Here is a 17,288-nt window from a genome sequence, read left to right as displayed (position 1 = left end):
CCCGTCGGTGCTACCCGCGCGCGTTCTCACGCGCGCGGGTAGCACCACGCCGCGCAAGCATGGTGAGGACGGATACCCGGCCGAAGTGGCCCCACAGCCGGCCGAGCCGCACCCACAGCTGCCAGTACGCCACACCCACCACGAGCGACGCCGCGAACGCGAGCCACGGGTCGATGTCCCGCAGCAGCGGATAGACCGTGAAGTGGGTCAGGTAGATGTAGAGCGACGAGGCGGCGAGCACCTCGGCCGGCCGCACCAGCAGCGCCGGCCACCAGGTCCGCGGCACCCAGATCAGCAGGAGCAGGCCGCCGATCACGAGAGCGGTGCGGTCGGTTTCGGCATGGAAGAACCCCGGCACCGTCGCCACCGCCAGGACGGACACCACCAGCCGCTGCCACACCGCGGTCGCCCGGGCGGCCGCCCAGCCGAGCGGAAAGAGCCAGAACACCACGTACGACGCCAGGATCTGACTGGTCGGCATGTCCGGCCCGAGCACCTCGTACCGGGTCAGCAGGCCCACGCCCACCAGCGCGAGCGGGAACGCGAACGGGAACCGTCGCTCGTGCCGGTCGAACCACGGCACGGCGAGCAACAGAGCCACCGCGACGAGCGCGTACACCAGCGCCTCGATGAACCAGTACCGCCATTCCTTCGTCCACGCGGGCGGTCCGAGCACCCCGTTGAGCAGGAACACGCTCGACCAGCGGTACTCGCCGGTGAGCGCGTGCACCGCGCCGATCCACACGACGGCCGGTGCGGCGATCCGGGCGACGCTGAGCAGGGTGGTGCGCAGCCGCTCGGCGCGGGGCTTGGGCAGTTGGAATCGCGCGTAGTTGTAGCCCGCGGCCGCGAGCAGCACGTGCGCCCCGCCCACGAGGGCGAACAGGTGCAGATGCGAGCCGACGATGAGCACGATCGCCACGGCGCGGATGAGCACGTTGGTCTCGACGATCCGCCAGCCCCACGGCGCCCGGCGCGACGACGGGCTCAGCTCGCGCAGCGGCGTCGTCGGCCAGTCCGCGGGCAGATGCCCGAGCAGCCGCTCGAGCCGCACCGACATGCGCACGTACGACAGCGAGTCGCCACCGAGGTCGACGAACGTGCTGTCGTCGGTGACGTCGTCGCGGCGGAGAACGTCCGCGTACAGCGCCCGCAGCCGCCGGGGGTCCACGGCCCGCGCCTCGGGCGCCGGCTGCGGCGGTTCCGGGGCGGCGCCGAGCGCGGCGACGGCGCGGTAGTCCGGTTTGCCGTTGGGGGTGCGGGGCAGCTCGGCCACGACGCACACCCGCACCGCGGACTCGGGCAGCCCGCTCGCGCGGGCCGCGACCGCCCGCACGGGCGCGGCGTCGGCTCCCTGGACGGCGACGATCAGTTCGTCGTCGCCGCCGGCGCAGCACGCGACGAGCTCGTGGCGCGCGAGGACGGATTCGATGCGCTGCAGGTCGATGCGCAGGCCGAACAGCTTCGCGAAGCGGGAGCGACGGCCCACGATCCGGTACAGCCCGGCGTCGGTGCGGACGGCGAGGTCACCGGTGCGCAGTTCGTCGACGACACGCCCGAGGGCCAGCTCGGACGGGTCGGTGGCATAGCCGAGCATGACGTTGGGTCCGGTGTAGACGAGTTCGCCGGCACCGTCGCCGGCCTCGGGCACAGGGTCGATACGGAAGGCGCCGCCGGGAACGGGGACGCCGATCGTGCCGGGGTGCTCCGCGGCGAGGTGCGGGGGCAGGTAGGCCATGCGGGCGGTGGCCTCGGTCTGGCCGTACATGACGAAGAACTGCCACCCGTCGCGCCGGCCGAGGTCGACATAGCGGCGGACGCGGTCGGGGTCGAGACGGCCGCCGGCCTGGGTGACGTAGCGCAGGTTCGGCAGGTCCATGTCGGCGAAGCCGACGCGGTCGAGCAGGTCGAAGGTGTACGGCACGCCCGCGAGGGCGCTGACCCGGTGCCGGTGCACGAGGTCCCAGAATCCGGGGTCGGTGACGGACCGGTCGGTGAGCACGATCCCGGCGCCCCGCAGCAGGTGGCTGTGCAGCACGGACAGGCCGTAGCAGTAGTGCATCGGCAGGGTGGTGATCGCGCGGTCGGTGGCGCGGATGTCGAGGTAGTCGGCGATGGCCTCGGCGTTCGCCTGCACATTGCGGTGCGAGAGGCGCACGAGCTTGGGCGAGCCGGTCGAGCCGGAGGTACTGAGCAGCAGCGCGAGGTCGGAATGCAGGTCGTGGGTGGTGCCGTCGGCGAGTTCTTCGATCCGGCCGCCGTCGACGACGACGTCGGGCCGGTAGGCCTCGATCGTCGCGGCCAGGGCGTCGGGCCGGTCGCCGGGCACGAGCAGCACGGGATGGCCGGCGGACAGCGCCGCCAGGTAGGCCACGATCGGGTCGACGGCGTTGGCCCCGGCGACCAGGACGAGACGCCGGGTGGTGCCGAGGCGGTCGGCGACGGCGGCGATCCGCTCGGCCAGGTCGCGATAGGTGATCTCGGTGCCGTCGCAGACGAGTGCGGTCCGTTCGCCGTGTTCGGCGAGATGTCGGACGAACGGAACCGTCGGACAGTCGACGAGCTCGGAAGAACGTGGTACCACCGCGGCAGTCTATAAGGTTTGGCTGTCCTGAATCCAGGCTCGGTCGGGTTCGCGGAGCAGTGCGAGGCGGCTGAGCAGCCGGTCGACGTCGGGTTCGGCGGGGACGGACGTTGCGAAGTCGGCGCGCGCGACGGTGGCCGACACCGTGAGCCGGACGTCGGCGTCGCACAGCACGTCGACGACGTTGCCGAAGCGGCGCAGGGCGTCCGCGTCGAGCTCGCGCAGCGGCGGGACACCGGTGACGACCCATTCGCCGTGGTCGCGGAGGACGGCGAGGTAGTCGGCGGGCGCGGTGGGGGCGCGGCACAGGTCGGCGAAGTCGAACCACACGACGTCGCCGCGCACGGCGAGGACGGGTAGTGCGCGGCCCGACGGTCGCAGGGTTCGCCGCTCCCCCGGCTCCGGAACGTCGAGAGCGCCGGGCGGGAGGAACTCACCCGAGGCGAACCCGTCGCCCGGGGTGGCCGTACCGGTGCGGCGACGGTCGATCGGCCCGCCGACCTCGACCACCTCGAGCCGGCGTTCGAGCAGGGCGATGGTGGGCTCGAACAGGTGGTGGAACAGAGGGTTGGGCAACAGGCCCGAGGGCGGGTAGTTGGAGGTGGCGACGAGCGCGACGCCCCGCTCGTGAAGGATGCGTACGGCGCGCGCGACGAGCATGCCGTCGCCGACGTCGTGGACGTGGAACTCGTCGAAGCACAGCACACGGGCGTCGCCGAGCGCGGCGTCGACGGCGTCGTCGATCGAGCCGAGGCGATGCGCCTGCGCATGCAGGCCGGCGAAGAAGCCGTGGAAGTGGTGCCGTCGCGCGGGACCGGGCACGGCCTCGAGGAACCGCTCCATCAGCCACGTCTTGCCGCGACCGACCGGCCCCCACAGGTAGACGCCGCGCGGGGTGGTGCGCCGCGCGGCGAGGTCGCCGCACAGCCGCCCCAGGGCGGCGGCGCCGGCCCGCTGGTACGGATCCTCGGCCATCCCACCTCCTCTACATTGGTAGAGTACTCTACATATGTAGAGTTGGATCATGGCCAGCAGCCCCGACCGTCGCACCCTGATCGCCGAGACCACCCTCGACCTGATCGCCCGCGACGGACTGCGCGCGCTGACCCACCGCGCCGTCGACCGCGCCCTCGCCCTGCCCGACGGCTCGTGCTCGTACTACTTCCGCACCCGCGGAGCCCTGCTCGACGCCGCCGTGCACCGGCTCGCCGAGCGATCACGCGACGCGTTCGAGCACTCCGGTCTCACCCGCCCGACGACCCCGGTCGACGTCGACGCCGCCGCGCGCGCGGTCGCGACGGCACTCGACCGCGACCTGGCCCACCGCCGCCGGGATCTGCTCGTGCGGTATGCCCTGGCCACCGACCCGGCCATCGGTGCCGAGCAACGCGCCGGCCTTGCAGCCGCCCTGTTCTCCCGCGCCGCCGCGCGCGACCTCGTGGCCGCCTGCGGCGCCGACGACGCCGACTCCGCGGCTGCCGATCTCGTGAGCCTGGCCGAGGGACTGACCGTGGACCGGCTGCTCGGCGCCCGGTCGCTGGAGGGACTCGCCGCCGGCACCGCCGCGAGCGTCGCGCAATTGGCCCGGCCGATCGCGGTGTACCTCCGCGGCCTCGCCGGGGGCGACGGTACCGGCCGGGCACGAACCATGCGATCGTGATCCGGCACCGGCCTGCCTCCCGGGAGGCCCAGCCGTGGGCAGGCGAAGACACGTCGCGTGCCTAGGATTGGCTCATGCGATCGGCCGCCGGTGAACGGTACTTCCTCGAGTCTCTGGACCGTGGGCTCGCGGTGCTCGAGTGCTTCGACGAACAGCACCGGGAGCGCACTCTCAGCGAGGTGGCTCAGGTGGTGGGGATCACCCGATCGACAACGCGAAGAATCCTGCTGACCCTCGTCGATCGCGGGTTCCTGCGGCAGGAGGGTCGTCGCTTCATGTTGACCCCGCGCGTTCTCCGTTTCGGCTTCTCCTACCTGTCCGGGCTGGCGCTCCCGCAGCTGGCCGAACCGCACCTGGCGAAACTCGCCGCCGAACTCGAGGAAACCGTCTCGGTCACCGTGCTCGACGGATCGGACGCACTCTACGTCGCGCGAGTCCGTTCGCCGCGGATCGTGCGTATCGCGATCTCGGTCGGCATGCGCTTCCCGGCGTACGCGACCTCGCACGGCCGGGTCCTGCTGTCCGGCCTTACCGCCGACGAACTCGACCGCTACCTGGAGACGACGGAACTGCGGGCGTTCACCGAGCAGACCCTCGTAGACCCGGACCGGCTGCGCGCCGAGATCCTGACCACGGCCGAGCGGGGTTGGGCGCTGTCGGAGGACGAACTGGAACTGGGGGTTCGCGGCGTCGCCGTGCCCATCCGGGACCGAACCGGCCGGATCGTCGCCGCGCTCAACTCTTCCCTGCAGAACATCGCGCATTCCGGCGCGGACGTCGAGGCACGAGTGGTCTCCCGATTGCAGGAAGCAGCCCAGCGGATCGGGGCCGATCTCGCGATCAGCGGACCATGAGCCGTGCGCGGTGCCGGCGGCTCCCCTTCCATGCTCGGCCGCACCCGGCCCGGCGAGGCGGATCAACCGATCCGTGCAGCATTTCGTGATCGAGAAGCCATTACGCGTAGGAGATTTCGAGCGCCCACGCCCCTGGCCCCGTCCGTCGCCGCCTCCGGTCGATCCGCGTCTCAGGGCGCGGTCGCGACAGTCGACGTCCGCGACGCCCGGGCGGCCCGGCCGGCGTCACCGTGGTCGTGTCCGAGCCGCGAGGCGATGATCCCGGAGATCACGCATCCGCCGGCGAGATAGACCGCCACCAGGTGCCACGACCCGCCGGAGACGGTGACCAGGGCCGCCGCGATGAAGGGGGTAAAGCCACCCCCGACCGCGCTGGCCACCTGGTAGCCCACCCCGGCGCCGCTGTAGCGGTACTCCGCGCCGAACATCTCGGTGAACAGCGGCTGCTGCACGCTGACCACCATATCGTGGGCGATGTTGACCAACAGCACCGCGAAGATGACGGTTCCGATCATCGAGCCGCCCTCGAGCATCGCGAAGAACGGGAACGCACAGACGGCGCCGAGTGCGGAACCGAGCATGTACACCCGGCGACGCCCGTACCGGTCGGACAGCCACGCGAACAACGGGATGGTCACCATTCCGAGGGCACCGACGAGCAGGCCGACGTTGAGCATGAAACTGCGTTCCATGCCGAGTTCGTTGGTGGAATAGCTGAGCGCGAACGTCGTGACGATGTACATCGAGAACAGCTCGACGAAGCGCAGACCGATGATCTGCAGAAAAGCCTTGGGATGCTTGGTCAGTGCTTCCACGAGGGGGATGCGCTTGCGGCTCTGCTCGCCGAGCTCCGCTTCGAGCCTCTCGACCTTCTCGGTGAACTCCTGACTCTCCTCCACGCTGGAGCGTACCCACAGGCCGAAGGCGACGAGCACGATGCTGGCGACGAACGGAACACGCCACCCCCATTGGGTGAAAGCCTCGTCGGTCGTGACGCTGCTCATCAGCATGACGAATCCGGTGGCGAGGATCAGGCCGACGGAGTAGCCGACCTGTACGCCGCTGCTGTAGAGAGCCTTCTTCTTCGGTGGCGCGCTCTCCACCGCCATCAACGCGGCACCACCCCATTCACCGCCGACGGCGAATCCTTGCACAGCCCGCAGCGTGACGAGCAGGACCGGCGCCCACCACCCGATCGACGCGAAGCTCGGCAGCAGGCCGATCAGGGCAGTGGCGCTTCCCATGATCACGATGGTGAGCACCAGCATCCGCTTGCGACCGAGGCGGTCACCGAAGTGACCGAAGACCACCCCACCGAGCGGCCGGAAGAGGAATCCGACGCCGAAAGTCGCGAACGCGGCGAGCGTGCCGATGGCCGGGCTGACGTTGGGGAAGAACTCCTTGTTGAAGACGAGCGCGGCCACCAGGCCGTAGAGGATGAAGTCGTACCAGTCGATGACGGCGCCGACGAAGCTGCCGAAGGCTGCGCGCCGAGCCTGAGACTCGTCTGGGCCGGCGAGGTGCCGCTCGTTCATACCCGATCCTCGATCCGTGTGTTCGTAATGCGAACGCATGTCCGCTGAGTGGATATATGTGACGGTAGACACTCCGCAGGAGTTTCGTCAAGACGAGCGACAGGTGTCGCCACCGGCACGAAAACTGCGGCAATGCACCGACGCCACCGGACGGCAGCGGAATACACGCGTGTAATTCATTCCGGTACAGGGTGATCCGAACAGTTGCCCTGCAGCCGGGCACGCCACACCGGATAATTCGACCCATGCCCGCCTCCCGCTCCGCGGTGCCCGCCCCGACGCTGGCCACGCCCGGCCGGCCGCCGATCGGCACCGGCTGGGCGGTGGAGATGAAGTGGGACGGCGTCCGCACGGTGGCGGTGTGCGACGGCGAGCGGTGCCGGCTCTACAGCCGCAACAGCAAGGACGTCTCGGGGGTCTACCCGGAATTGACGATCGCACTGTCGGCGGTGTCCCGGGGCCGGCCGATGGTCGTCGACGGGGAGATCGTCGCTCCCGATCCGCGGTCCGGGGCGCCGGCGTTCGCCCGGCTGCAGAGCCGCATCCACGTGGCGAAACCGACGGCGGCCCTGATCCGGACCATCCCCGTGGAGTTCTACGCATTCGACCTGCTCGCGCTCGACGGCGCGCCGACGACCCGGCTGCCGTACCTCGAACGTCGCCGTCGGCTGGTCGACCTGTCGGTGTCCGGCCCCCTGGTCCGCACGCCGCCGCACTGGGTCGGCACCGACACGAAGATCCTCCTCGACCTTGCCCGCGATCACGGTCTCGAAGGCATCGTCTGCAAGCGGACCGATTCCGTCTACCAACCGGGACGCCGCTCTCCGGCATGGATCAAGACCGCCCTGCGCGAGAGCACCGAAGCCGTGATCGCGGGATGGTTGCCGGGCACCGGCATGCACCGCGCGACGTTCGGCTCCCTCGTCCTCGGCGCCCACGACGACGACGGCCGTCTCGTCCACATCGGCAACCTCGGCATCGGCTTCACCACCGCCGGCCGGCGCGCCCTGTGGGAGAGGCTCGACGAACTCGAGCGGCCCAGCGATCCGTTCGACGTGATGCCTCCGGCGCCCGTCGTCCGGGCCGCCCGATGGGCCGAGCCGGTGCTGGTCGGGGACGTCGAGTATCGCGAGTTCACCGGCGACAGTCTGCGCCACCCGAGTTGGAAGGGACTGCGGCCGGACAAGGAGCCGGAGGAGGTAAGAGCACCGAAATAGGAATGGATGCACCATCGCTGTGGTTTGACGAGGCCCCCGGTTCGACGCGACGGGGTTCTGGCATGCAACGTCGTGCACTTGGACGCTGGGCAGACTGTGTGCGAGGCGATGCTGGAGGGGCGGGCGCGGCAGCGGCGTGCACGGTTTCCGAATGAGAACGGCACGATCCGTTCGCGACTGCGGCTCGCACGGAATTGTATCCGTGACAATGGAATCCGATCGAGAATGAGGCTGAGGCATGGGCAAGCCTCCGGAAGATGGGATACCGGTGGCATCCACGCGAGCGACCCGGCACTGCGCGGAATGGCCCCAGGATCCGGCCCTTGCCCTCACGACGTCGTCGGTCGCCCCTGCTGCGTCCGGTCGAGCAGGGTGAGGTAGGTATCGAGCTGGGCCGCGCCGGCGAGAAGGTTGCGGCTGCGCGTGGTCAGCCGGTCCTGCCAGGAGCCGAGGAAGGCGGCCAACGCGTCCGCCCCGCCCGCCGTGCGCAGCGACTCGAGGAACCGGGCGACCTGGGACAGCGGGTAGCCGCCCTGGCGCAGTTGCCGTGCGATCTCGGCGTCGCGCACGCAGTCCGGTCCGTATTCGCGATAGCCCGTTGCTCGGTCGCGGTCGGGGCGCAGGATGCCCTGGGTCTCCCAGGTGCGCAGCGTGGCCGGGTGCACGCCGAGTCGGCGGGCGAGTTCGCCCACAGTCAGCGGTCCACCGCGGACAGCAGTCGGTGCCGTGGTGGACAGGGCGCCCAGGGCCGTTGCGACCTCGGTGCGGGTGCCGCGTTCGGCGAGCAGCGCGACGTGCGCGGCGTCGATCAGCCGGTAGGCGGACTCGGTGTCGCCGCGGTTGACTGAACGCATGATGTCTGTTGCCTGCCGGTGCCCGTGGCCACCGCGCAACGCGAGGAAGGCGCGTAGAGCCTGCGCGTGCAGGGGCGTGTAGCGCCGGTAGCCGGTCTCGCTGCGCTCGGTCGGCGGGAGGATGCCCGCGTCGTCGTAGTTGCGGATCGCCTGTGCGGACAACCCGTGTTCCCGGGCGAGGTCGATGGGTCGCAACGTGCACCTCCGATTGAGGCTTCTACCTCCAGATTCCTGGTCGGAATCGCAGAAGTTTCACCCGATTCTTCAACGATATCGTCGAGGGCAGTTCCTTCCGACAAGGGGTGTTCATGTCTACTGCCGCAGCACTGCGTGGAATCGGCCGCCAACTCGACGATCCGGCAAGCCTGGGCCGCGCCCTCGACGAACTGCTCGCCACGCGGACCGAGCCGCCGACCCTGCTCGCCCTCGGCGAGCCGACCCACGGGATCGAGGCGTTCCCGTTACTGCGCAACGAACTCCTCGGTCACCTCGTCGAACGGGGGTACCGGTCGATCGTGCTGGAGACCGATGTCTTCGCCGCGTCCGTCGTCGACGACTACGTGGCCGTGGGAACGGCGGAGATCGACACGGTGCTCGCGACCGGGTTCAGCCACGGGTTCGGCGCGGTGCCGGGCAACCGCGAACTCGTCGAATGGCTCCGCGCGCACAATGCCGGCCGCGCGGAGCAGGATCGGGTTCGCTTCCACGGCTTCGACGCGCCGTTGGAGTTCTCCGGGGCGCCGAGCCCGCGACGCGCACTGTCCTCGGCCAACGACTACCTGCCCGCGGCGCTGCGGCCCGCATCGGTCCGCGACCTCGACGCGCTGCTCGGCGAGGACGCGGACTGGACGAACCAGGCGGCCATGTTCGACCCGGCAGCGTCCGTCGGCGACTCCGATCGCGCTCGCGCCCTGCGCATTGTCGCCGACGACCTCGCCAGCGCCCTGCGCCGCGCGGCACCCGGCCTGCGCTCCGCCGACCCGACCGGCTACGACCACGCCGTCGCGCACGCGCGCACCGCCCAGGGCCTGCTGCGCTATCACGCCGCCATGGCCAGTCCCGCACCCGATCGCATCGCGACCTTGCTCAGCCTGCGCGCCGAGATGATGGCCGAGAACCTGCTCGCGATCGTTGCCCAGGAGCAGCGACGCGGGCCGAGTCTGGTGTTCGCGCACAACGTTCACCTCCAGCGTGCGCAGTCCCACATGCCGGTCGGCGAGAGCGAGGTGAGCTGGGGGAGCGCCGGCGCGCTCGTCGGGCTCACCCTCGGCGAGCGCTATGTGTTCCTGGCCACCGACGCCAACCCCGACAGCGATCCGGGCACCCTCCAGGGCGTGTTGGCCGAGGCGACCACCCGCCGCGCCCTGTTCCCGGCACCGGCCCTGCGCGCCGCGCTTGCCCCGTCGATGGGCACGGGCGAACCGATCGTGCCCGGCCACATCCCGCTGGGCCCGGCAGACCTGGACGGCGCCGACGCGGTCATCTTCGTCGCCGACACCGACGGAAGACGGCATCAGTACTGGTAGCCGCACTCGACGCGCAGGCCAAGGTCCGCGGAAGCCCCTCACCGAACGAGGACCGTCGCTCGAGATATGCTGCGCAACAAGGAATCTGGTGAGCAGACCGATATAGCGGGTTCGAATGGTGCGCACCCGTCACTCCTGGTATCCGCTCACGTTCGCCCGGGCGACGGTAGAACACCACCGGACGGTCACCCCGGTCACGGGAGTGGCACGCCGGCCTCGTCTATCGCCAGCCACAGGCCGCCGAACTCCTCGACCTTGTGGCACAGCACCTGTCCGGGCTCCTCGTCGGCATAGAAGTACAGCGGGTGCCCGGCGTAGGTGACCTGAGCGGTCCCGTCGGAGCGCGACGTGGTGCCCAGCAGCCCCTGGTCGGCGTCACCGGCCGCGACGGGAGCACCGACGGTGAGCACCGGCGGCCACGCCACGGCACAGTCCCCGTAGCAGTCGGGGACCGTGCCTGCCTCCCGGTCGAAGATGTAGATCGCCTGGTCCCTCCGGTCGAAGAGCATTTCACCGATGGGACCGTTCGCCGTGGTGATCACCGTCGGCTCGCCGGCCGTGGTCACCGCAGGTTCCGACGCCGGGACGACATCGTAGGAGCTCTCGCCCGTCGCCCCACAGCCGGTGGCGACGAGCACCACGAGCGGGAGGAGCGCGCACCACACGGCCCCCGGCCCCCGCTCGCCGATCTGTGCCGGCATCACCGATGCTCGGGGTTCTCGAACGACGGATGACACCCGGCGTCCCACAGCGATCGCTGGTTGCCACCCACCGGAAAGCCGCCGGCCCGCACGAGCAGTGCGGCGGTGTGCATGAGGTTGTAGGTCATGAATGTGGTGTTGCGATTGGTGAAGTCGTTCTCGGGGCCGCCCGACCCCGGATCGAGGTACGAGGGACCCGGGCCGGCCTCCCCGATCCAGCCGGCGTCGGCCTGCGGCGGGATCACGTATCCGAGGTGCTGGAGGCTGTAGAGGATGTTCATCGCGCAGTGCTTGACGCCGTCCTCGTTGCCGGTGATCAGGCAACCGCCCGCGCGGCCGTAGTACGCGTACTGGCCGTGCTCGTTGAGCAGCGAGGAACAGCCGTAGAGACGTTCGACGACCTTCTTGGTGACCGACGAATTGTCACCCAGCCAGATGGGCCCGGCGATGACGAGGATGTGCGCGGCGAGGATCCGGTCGAACAACTGCGGCCATTCGTCGCTCGGCCATCCATGCTCCGTCATGTCGGGGTACACGCCCGTCGCGATGTCGTGGTCGACGGCCCGGATCTGGTCCACCGTGACGCCTTCGCGCTCCATCAACGCCACACTGCGATCGATCAACCCCTGCGTGTTGCTGGTCTCGGGCGATCGTTTGAGCGTGCAGTTGACGAACATCGCACGCAGTCCCTCGAACTGCGGCGGTCCGCCCGCGCCCTGCGACTCCTCGAACACCGGTTCGGCCATGGGTCCTCCCATACGAGATCCGCACGCCTACGATAGGCCGCGACGACACCCCGCGGAGGCGGTTCCGTGTCTCCTCTGCTGCCGGAGACCTACGGTAACGTTCGGAACATCGTTGCCCGGGGAAGGGATCGGCACCCGTGACCGACGAACTCGCGCAGCGAGGAGGCGTCGTGAGCGTGCGACTCGAACCCGCGGGACCGAGCGTCAGGCCGCCTGTGCGACCTCGGCTCGGACGTCCGTGGCCACCGGGACCGACTTCTGCTTCTCCGGCTGCGTGACCGTGGAGCGCGAGGGCGCACCGCAGTTCCCCGTGGCCCGGCACAGCAGGTGCGTGGCCGCGCAGAACGCCCCGCCGAGTGCCGCCCAGAGGAGCGAACCGAACATCCACATCCCCACCACGGCTACGGCCAGCACCAGCACGCCGTCCAGCACGAAAGCCACCACGGGGTGCGCGACCAGAGGCTCGTCGTTGCCGCCCTGTCGTTCCGTCTCCATCCGCCCGTCTCCTTTCCTGCCGACTCCGTATCCGATACCCAGCCCGGACGGAATTCACACCCTCGGTGCACGAACAGGGGACGAGAGGAGCACCGCGACGATCCGGATACGCGTTCGACTGGCGAAATCGTTTTGTGATGCGATACAAATGAGTGCATAATGTGAGAGCGATCACACTGTGGTACGGCAGGGGGTACATCAGTGGTCCATACATGCGAGGGTCGGCACCGGTTACGGACCGATATCGACGACGACGCCGGCGAGTCCTACTCGCGTCTCCGGCACACGTCCGGCACGGCGGCAGGTGCGTGCATGGTGGCGGCAGCCATGGCGGTCGCCGTCACCGGTTCGGTGCTTCTCGGGCTGGCAGTCGCAGCGTCCGTCCTGGTGGCCGTAGCCATCGCCGCCATCATGATCTGACGCGCGGACCCGGCTCCCCGTTCACGCCTCGACCACCAGGAGCCAATCCTGGTCGCCGTCGACGTTCGTCCCCGGGGTGGCCACGTATCCGTCCCGATCGATCTCCGCCGGCAGCGAAGGCGCGGCGGCATCGGCGGGATCGATCCAGCCGAGTGTCGCTCCCGGCGGAATCAGTGCACGGTCGAGCCGGATCGTGCGCTGCGTCGGCACATAGACGACGGCGAGCGAGCCGTCCGGGGTGCGTGCAGCGGTGACGTAGTCGTCGTCCAGGACGTCCACCATCTCGTCGTCCGTCGATCGGGTGCCTCGCCCGTCGAGCACGAACGGCTCGTCGACGTCCGGCACCAACTGCCACCAGGCCCACGAGGCCCACAGATCGCGAATGGCCTCGAGCTGTGTGACGGCGGGTGTGTCGAGGCGCGATTCCCAGCCGTCTCGGAACTCCCAGTCGTCGGAGCCACGAAACTCCCCCGGTGATCCGGAGGTCAACGCCCACAGAGCCTGGCGCCGAAGGGTCTCGTCGGTTGTCGGCGCCGTGTCGGGCTGGTTGTTCTCGCCCTCGTAGTTTCCCTCCGAGAAGACGGCGGGACGCGGGTCCCTGGCGCCCGCCGGTCGCTGGTAACCGTCCAGCACTGCCTTGTACGTCGGCAGATATGTGTAGACGAAGTTCCAGTCCGCCAACGGTTCCCAGAAGGGGTTGTCCGTCGAGAGCGATTTCTGGGGTCCCAGCTGTATCGAGAACGGCCTGTCCGAGCCGGCCGCCCTGATCCCTTGGAGCATGCCGCGCAACACGTGGTCGGAGTCGGAACCCGCAGCGGGATCGTCTGTCTCGGGAGAATAGTCCCCGCCGGTCATCCAGACGATGTTCGGAAACCGAGCGTATCGCTGGGCGAACATCCGGCCGTAGACGGCGGCCTGTTCGGCAGTCGCCGACGCGAACACGTCGGAGATGTTCCACCCGTCCATCGGGTAGAGGAACAGCGTGTTCCCGTGCCGGCAGGCGATCCGCAGGTACTCGTCGACACGCGCCCAGTACCGCTCGTTCCACGCCGTGATGTCACCGTCGACGAACGGTCGGATGCCGTCGAAGGTCGCCCCCTCCTCGCTCGGCCCGCCGTTGTCGGGGACGGCGACCGCAGAGATTATCGATGCGTTGAACCCGTGGGCCTCACGATTCGCGAAGTACGATTCGGCCTGCTCGGGCGACCAGTCCGCCAGGCCGGACCACGGCGAGTCTCCGCGAATCAGGATCGGGTCGCCATGCTGATCTTCGAAGTAGCGGCCGTCACGACCGACAGCGGAGATGTAGCGATGGCCGGCGCTCTCGGTAACGTCGCACGCTGCGGCCGCCGGGACGGTCGCGGGCGGCGACGGCCGACCCTGCGGCCCGCCGCCATCCGAACAACTCGCCAGGCAGAGCACGACCAGGAGGGACAGGCCGGCGGTTCTCTTCACATTTCTCCCACCCGGTGTCGGCTACGCGCCCCGGAGAAGTCCACGCCCTCCGGGACTTCAGCCGTTCCACTGCCTTCGTCCTCACCCGGTTGCCGCATGCGCTCGCCGACACACGCGCACAGTCGAGCCTATCTCGTGACGTCACTTCCCGGACCGCCCGTTCCGCCTCGAAGGTCCCCGGTTCCGGCTTACCGTGAGCGTGCGGCTGGATGTTCGCGCCCGGACCGTCGCCGGCCGCACAGCACGGGGAGGGAGCACGATGAACGATCTCCTCCGGCAGGTCGCCGAACTGCGTACGGATCTACAGGCCCTGGACCGGCGCGTGCGCTCCCTCGCCGAGGCGTTCGACCTGGTGGATCCGGTACCGGACGACGACGCCGCCGAGGCCAACCTGCGGGAGGTCGTCGACGGCCTCAGCGACGCCCACCTGGATCTGAGCACCGCGGACAAGCATCTCGAGGCCGTCGCGTCGCACGCGGCCCGGCTCGGCGCCTGACCGCGTCGGCCGTCGCCGGGGGCCTTGCCGCGGTAGGCTCGGCCTCGCCACTGTTCGACCAGGACGGCCGGATTCGGACCGGCGCCGCAGGAGGGCAGCTATATGAACGGTGCCGTCGGCAGCGATCGGCGGATCGCCCACCACGCCGCCTCTCGGGGTGCGCCGGACACCGGGCATCTGCCGCAGCGGCCCCGAGTGGTGGTCGTCGGCGCGGGCATCGCGGGGCTGACCGCCGCCACCGCCCTCGCCGAGCGCGGCGTGGAGGTCGAGGTGCTCGAACGCGAGGCTCACCTCGGCGGGCGGGTCGGCGGGTGGCACGAGCGGCTCGACGACGGCACCGGGATCGCGATGAACCGCGGGTTCCACGCCTTCTTCCGGCAGTACTACAACCTGCGCCGGCTGCTGCGCCGCACCGACCCGGATCTGCAACGGCTGACGGCGGTCGACGACTATCCGCTCATCGACGGCGAGGGCCGGCGCGACACCTTTCGCGGGATCCCGAACACCCCTCCGTGGAACGCGCTGGTGTTCGCGTTGCGAAGCCCCACGTTCCGGCTGCAGGACCTGGTGCGCATCGACGTGCGGGCGGCGGCCCCGCTGGCGACCGTGTCCGTGCCGGAGATCTACGACCGGCTCGACGACGTCGATGCACAGACGTTCCTGCAGCGCATCCGCTTTCCGGAGGCGGCCAACCATCTGGCGTTCGAGGTGTTCTCGCGCAGCTTCTTCGCTCCCCCGGCCGGCATGTCGGCCGCCGAGCTGGCCACGATGTTCCACATCTACTTCCTCGGCTCCGCCGAGGGACTGCTCTTCGACGTGGCCACCGGCAACTTCGACACCACCCTGTGGGAGCCGCTCGGCCGGTACCTCGCGGGACACGGCGCGCGCATCCGGACGTCCACCGCGGTGACCGGCGTCGAACTCGGCGGTACCCGGACCTTCCGCGTCCACGACGGCACCGGCGGCAGCATCGACGCCGACGGCCTCGTCCTCGCGCTCGACGTGGCCGGGCTGCGCGCCCTCGTCGACGCCTCGCCGGATCTCGGCGATCCCGGATGGCGTTCCCGGGTGGACCGATTGCGTTCCGCGCCCCCGTTCCTGGTGCAGCGCCTGTGGCTGGACCGTCCCGTCGCCGCGGACCGCCCGGCATTTCTCGGCACCGGCGGCCTGCGCCCGCTCGACAATGTCAGCGTGCTCGACCGTTACGAGGAGGAGGCCCGGGCCTGGACTCGCCGCACCGGCGGCTCGGTCGTGGAACTGCACGCGTACGCCGCGACGGGAGACGCTGTCGGCGGGGCACATTCGCCCGACGACGTGCGCGCCCAGGTACTCGCGCGCCTGCACGCGATCTATCCCGAGACCGCCGCGGCCCGCGTCGTCGAGGAACGCACGCTCTGGCGTCAGGACTGCCCGTTGTTCGGGGTGGGCGATTTCGCGCGACGGCCCACCGTTCGCACCCCGCACGAGCGGTTGATGCTCGCCGGCGACGGCATCCGGATCGATCTGCCGGTGGCCCTCATGGAACGCGCGGCCACCACCGGGTGGCACGCCGCGAATTCCCTTCTCGCGCAATGGGGTGTGGCCGGACACGACCTGTACACGGTGCCCACGCAGGGCCGTTCACCCGTCCTGCGCCGGCTCGCCGCCCTGGAAAGGCACCCCGCATGAGCGTGCTCGATCCGCTGTACCGGCGCTGGCCCGACACCTGGCCCGTCCGGCCCATCGACCCGGACCGCTGGGCCGCGCAGCAACCCACCTACCGCGGTGCACGGCCCGAGCTGATCTCCGCCGTCCTCGACCGCGCCCAGCGCCGGCCGTCCGGCAACTGGTACGTCGTGGCGGCCAGCCGTGAGATCGGCGCGGACCGGCCCTTCGGCATCACGATCGCCGGCATCGAACTCGTCGCCTGGCGCGACGGCGACCGGGTGCTCGTCGGCCCCGGCGCCTGCCCCCACCTCGGCGCCCCGATGGCGCTGGCCGCGGTGGACTGCGGCGCGCTGGTCTGCCGCTGGCACGGGCTGCGCCTCGACGCCGACGGCGCCTACGGCTGGAAGCCCTTCCCCAGCCACGACGACGGGGTGCTCGTGTGGGTCCGTCTCGATCACGTCGGCGGCGAGGAGCCGACGGAACTGCCGATCGTCCCGACTCGCCCGACGGCCGGGTCCCGCCTCGCCGCGGTGGCCACCCTCGTCGGTGTGTGCGAACCGGCCGACATCGTCGCCAACCGCCTCGACCCGTGGCACGGCGCCTGGTTCCACCCGTATTCGTTCGCCCGCCTGGAGGTGGTCGAGGCTCCCTCCACCCGCGGCACTGCGGACGGCGAGGACCGGTTCCTCGTCGACGTCACCTTCCGGGTCGCCGGCCGGATCGGTGTGCCGGTGCGCGCCGAATTCACCAGCCCGGACCCGCGCACCGTCGTCATGCGGATCGTGTCGGGCGAGGGCATGGGCAGCGTGGTCGAGACCCACGCGACGCCCCTCGGTGCCGGACCGGACGGGCGGCCCCGGACCGCGATCGTCGAGGCCGTCGTCGCCGATTCCCCTCGCCCCGGGTTCGGCATCGCCACCCGGCGCGCCGCCGCCGCCCTCCGCCCCCTCATGCGGCACACGGCCACCCGGCTGTGGCGCGACGACCTGGACTACGCCGAACGGCGCTATCAACTCCGCACCGCGGCACAACCGGGCCGCGTCCCCGGCCGGTAGCCGCTGCGCGGCGGGCATCCCGCACGGATTCGGGACCGAGGAC

15 protein-coding genes are annotated in these 17,288 nt (G+C 70.4%); 7 read left to right on the top strand and 8 right to left on the bottom strand.

The features are described 5' to 3' along the window. Positions 1–10: 10 nt before the first annotated feature. A complete protein-coding gene (locus HFP48_RS03945; RefSeq protein ID WP_168579048.1) occupies positions 11–2,584 on the bottom strand; it encodes an AMP-binding protein in 2,574 nt (857 codons plus the stop codon). Positions 2,585–2,593: 9 nt separating this feature from the next. After that, positions 2,594–3,559 carry a cell division protein ZapE gene (zapE, locus tag HFP48_RS03940; RefSeq protein WP_050034554.1) on the bottom strand — a complete coding sequence of 322 codons (966 nt, stop codon included), beginning with the start codon at positions 3,557–3,559 and terminating at the stop codon, positions 2,594–2,596. 49 nt (positions 3,560–3,608) lie between these two features. Between zapE and HFP48_RS03935 the strand changes: the two genes are divergently transcribed. Together HFP48_RS03935 and HFP48_RS03930 are read left to right on the top strand one after the other, a co-directional pair. Then, the gene (locus tag HFP48_RS03935) at positions 3,609–4,244 is read left to right on the top strand and encodes a hypothetical protein (RefSeq protein WP_029540862.1); all 636 of its coding nucleotides are present in this window, start codon (positions 3,609–3,611) and stop codon (positions 4,242–4,244) included. 74 nt (positions 4,245–4,318) lie between these two features. Next, positions 4,319–5,098, top strand: coding sequence for an IclR family transcriptional regulator C-terminal domain-containing protein (locus tag HFP48_RS03930; protein ID WP_043797546.1), 780 nt, complete (start codon positions 4,319–4,321; stop codon positions 5,096–5,098). 170 nt (positions 5,099–5,268) lie between these two features. On the opposite strand, the gene shiA is transcribed toward HFP48_RS03930, so the two are convergent. After that, positions 5,269–6,633, bottom strand: a complete 1,365-nt coding sequence (gene shiA, locus HFP48_RS03925; RefSeq protein WP_168579047.1) for a shikimate transporter — start codon at positions 6,631–6,633, stop codon at positions 5,269–5,271. A 245-nt stretch (positions 6,634–6,878) separates the two neighbouring features. Between shiA and ligD the strand changes: the two genes are divergently transcribed. Continuing rightward, on the top strand, positions 6,879–7,850 hold the full coding sequence (ligD, locus tag HFP48_RS03920) for a non-homologous end-joining DNA ligase (RefSeq protein WP_168579046.1): 972 nt from the start codon (positions 6,879–6,881) through the stop codon (positions 7,848–7,850). 329 nt (positions 7,851–8,179) lie between these two features. Here the strand turns inward: ligD and HFP48_RS03915 are convergent, their stop codons facing one another. Beyond that, positions 8,180–8,899 (bottom strand): MerR family transcriptional regulator, encoded by a 720-nt coding sequence (locus HFP48_RS03915; protein ID WP_168579045.1) that lies wholly within the window; start codon positions 8,897–8,899, stop codon positions 8,180–8,182. A 113-nt stretch (positions 8,900–9,012) separates the two neighbouring features. Between HFP48_RS03915 and HFP48_RS03910 the strand changes: the two genes are divergently transcribed. Then, positions 9,013–10,230: an erythromycin esterase family protein gene (locus HFP48_RS03910; protein ID WP_168579044.1), complete on the top strand. Its 1,218-nt coding sequence runs from the start codon at positions 9,013–9,015 to the stop codon at positions 10,228–10,230. A 194-nt stretch (positions 10,231–10,424) separates the two neighbouring features. Here HFP48_RS03910 and HFP48_RS03905 read toward each other — a convergent pair whose 3' ends face one another. The 4 genes from HFP48_RS03905 to HFP48_RS03890 all read right to left on the bottom strand — a co-directional run bounded on the left by HFP48_RS03905 (position 10,425) and on the right by HFP48_RS03890 (position 14,047). Continuing rightward, a complete protein-coding gene (locus HFP48_RS03905) occupies positions 10,425–10,931 on the bottom strand; it encodes a lipoprotein (RefSeq protein WP_006943359.1) in 507 nt (168 codons plus the stop codon). Continuing rightward, complete coding sequence (locus tag HFP48_RS03900) at positions 10,931–11,677, bottom strand: flavodoxin family protein (protein ID WP_037200461.1); 747 nt, start codon at positions 11,675–11,677, stop codon at positions 10,931–10,933. The genes HFP48_RS03905 and HFP48_RS03900 overlap by 1 nt, the downstream gene beginning before the upstream one ends. A gap of 204 nt (positions 11,678–11,881) precedes the next feature. Next, positions 11,882–12,172: a hypothetical protein gene (locus HFP48_RS03895; RefSeq protein ID WP_043797559.1), complete on the bottom strand. Its 291-nt coding sequence runs from the start codon at positions 12,170–12,172 to the stop codon at positions 11,882–11,884. Positions 12,173–12,613: 441 nt separating this feature from the next. Then, positions 12,614–14,047, bottom strand: coding sequence for a DUF4038 domain-containing protein (locus tag HFP48_RS03890; protein WP_168579043.1), 1,434 nt, complete (start codon positions 14,045–14,047; stop codon positions 12,614–12,616). 259 nt (positions 14,048–14,306) lie between these two features. Here HFP48_RS03890 and HFP48_RS03885 point away from each other — a divergent pair, with 259 nt between their 5' ends. The 3 genes from HFP48_RS03885 (at position 14,307) to HFP48_RS03875 (ending at position 17,245) form a co-directional block, all read left to right on the top strand. After that, positions 14,307–14,543, top strand: a complete 237-nt coding sequence (locus HFP48_RS03885) for a hypothetical protein (RefSeq protein WP_168579042.1) — start codon at positions 14,307–14,309, stop codon at positions 14,541–14,543. A gap of 102 nt (positions 14,544–14,645) precedes the next feature. Beyond that, positions 14,646–16,211: an FAD-dependent oxidoreductase gene (locus HFP48_RS03880; protein WP_006943365.1), complete on the top strand. Its 1,566-nt coding sequence runs from the start codon at positions 14,646–14,648 to the stop codon at positions 16,209–16,211. Beyond that, positions 16,208–17,245: a DUF5914 domain-containing protein gene (locus HFP48_RS03875; protein WP_168579041.1), complete on the top strand. Its 1,038-nt coding sequence runs from the start codon at positions 16,208–16,210 to the stop codon at positions 17,243–17,245. Before HFP48_RS03880 ends, HFP48_RS03875 begins: the two co-directional genes overlap by 4 nt. Positions 17,246–17,288: the final 43 nt, after the last annotated feature.

Source organism: Rhodococcus sp. DMU1 (assembly GCF_012272955.1).
Taxonomy (GTDB): domain Bacteria; phylum Actinomycetota; class Actinomycetes; order Mycobacteriales; family Mycobacteriaceae; genus Rhodococcus; species Rhodococcus aetherivorans.
Note: the sequence above shows the minus strand (reverse complement) of the source record. Positions and strands in the feature narration are given on the sequence as shown.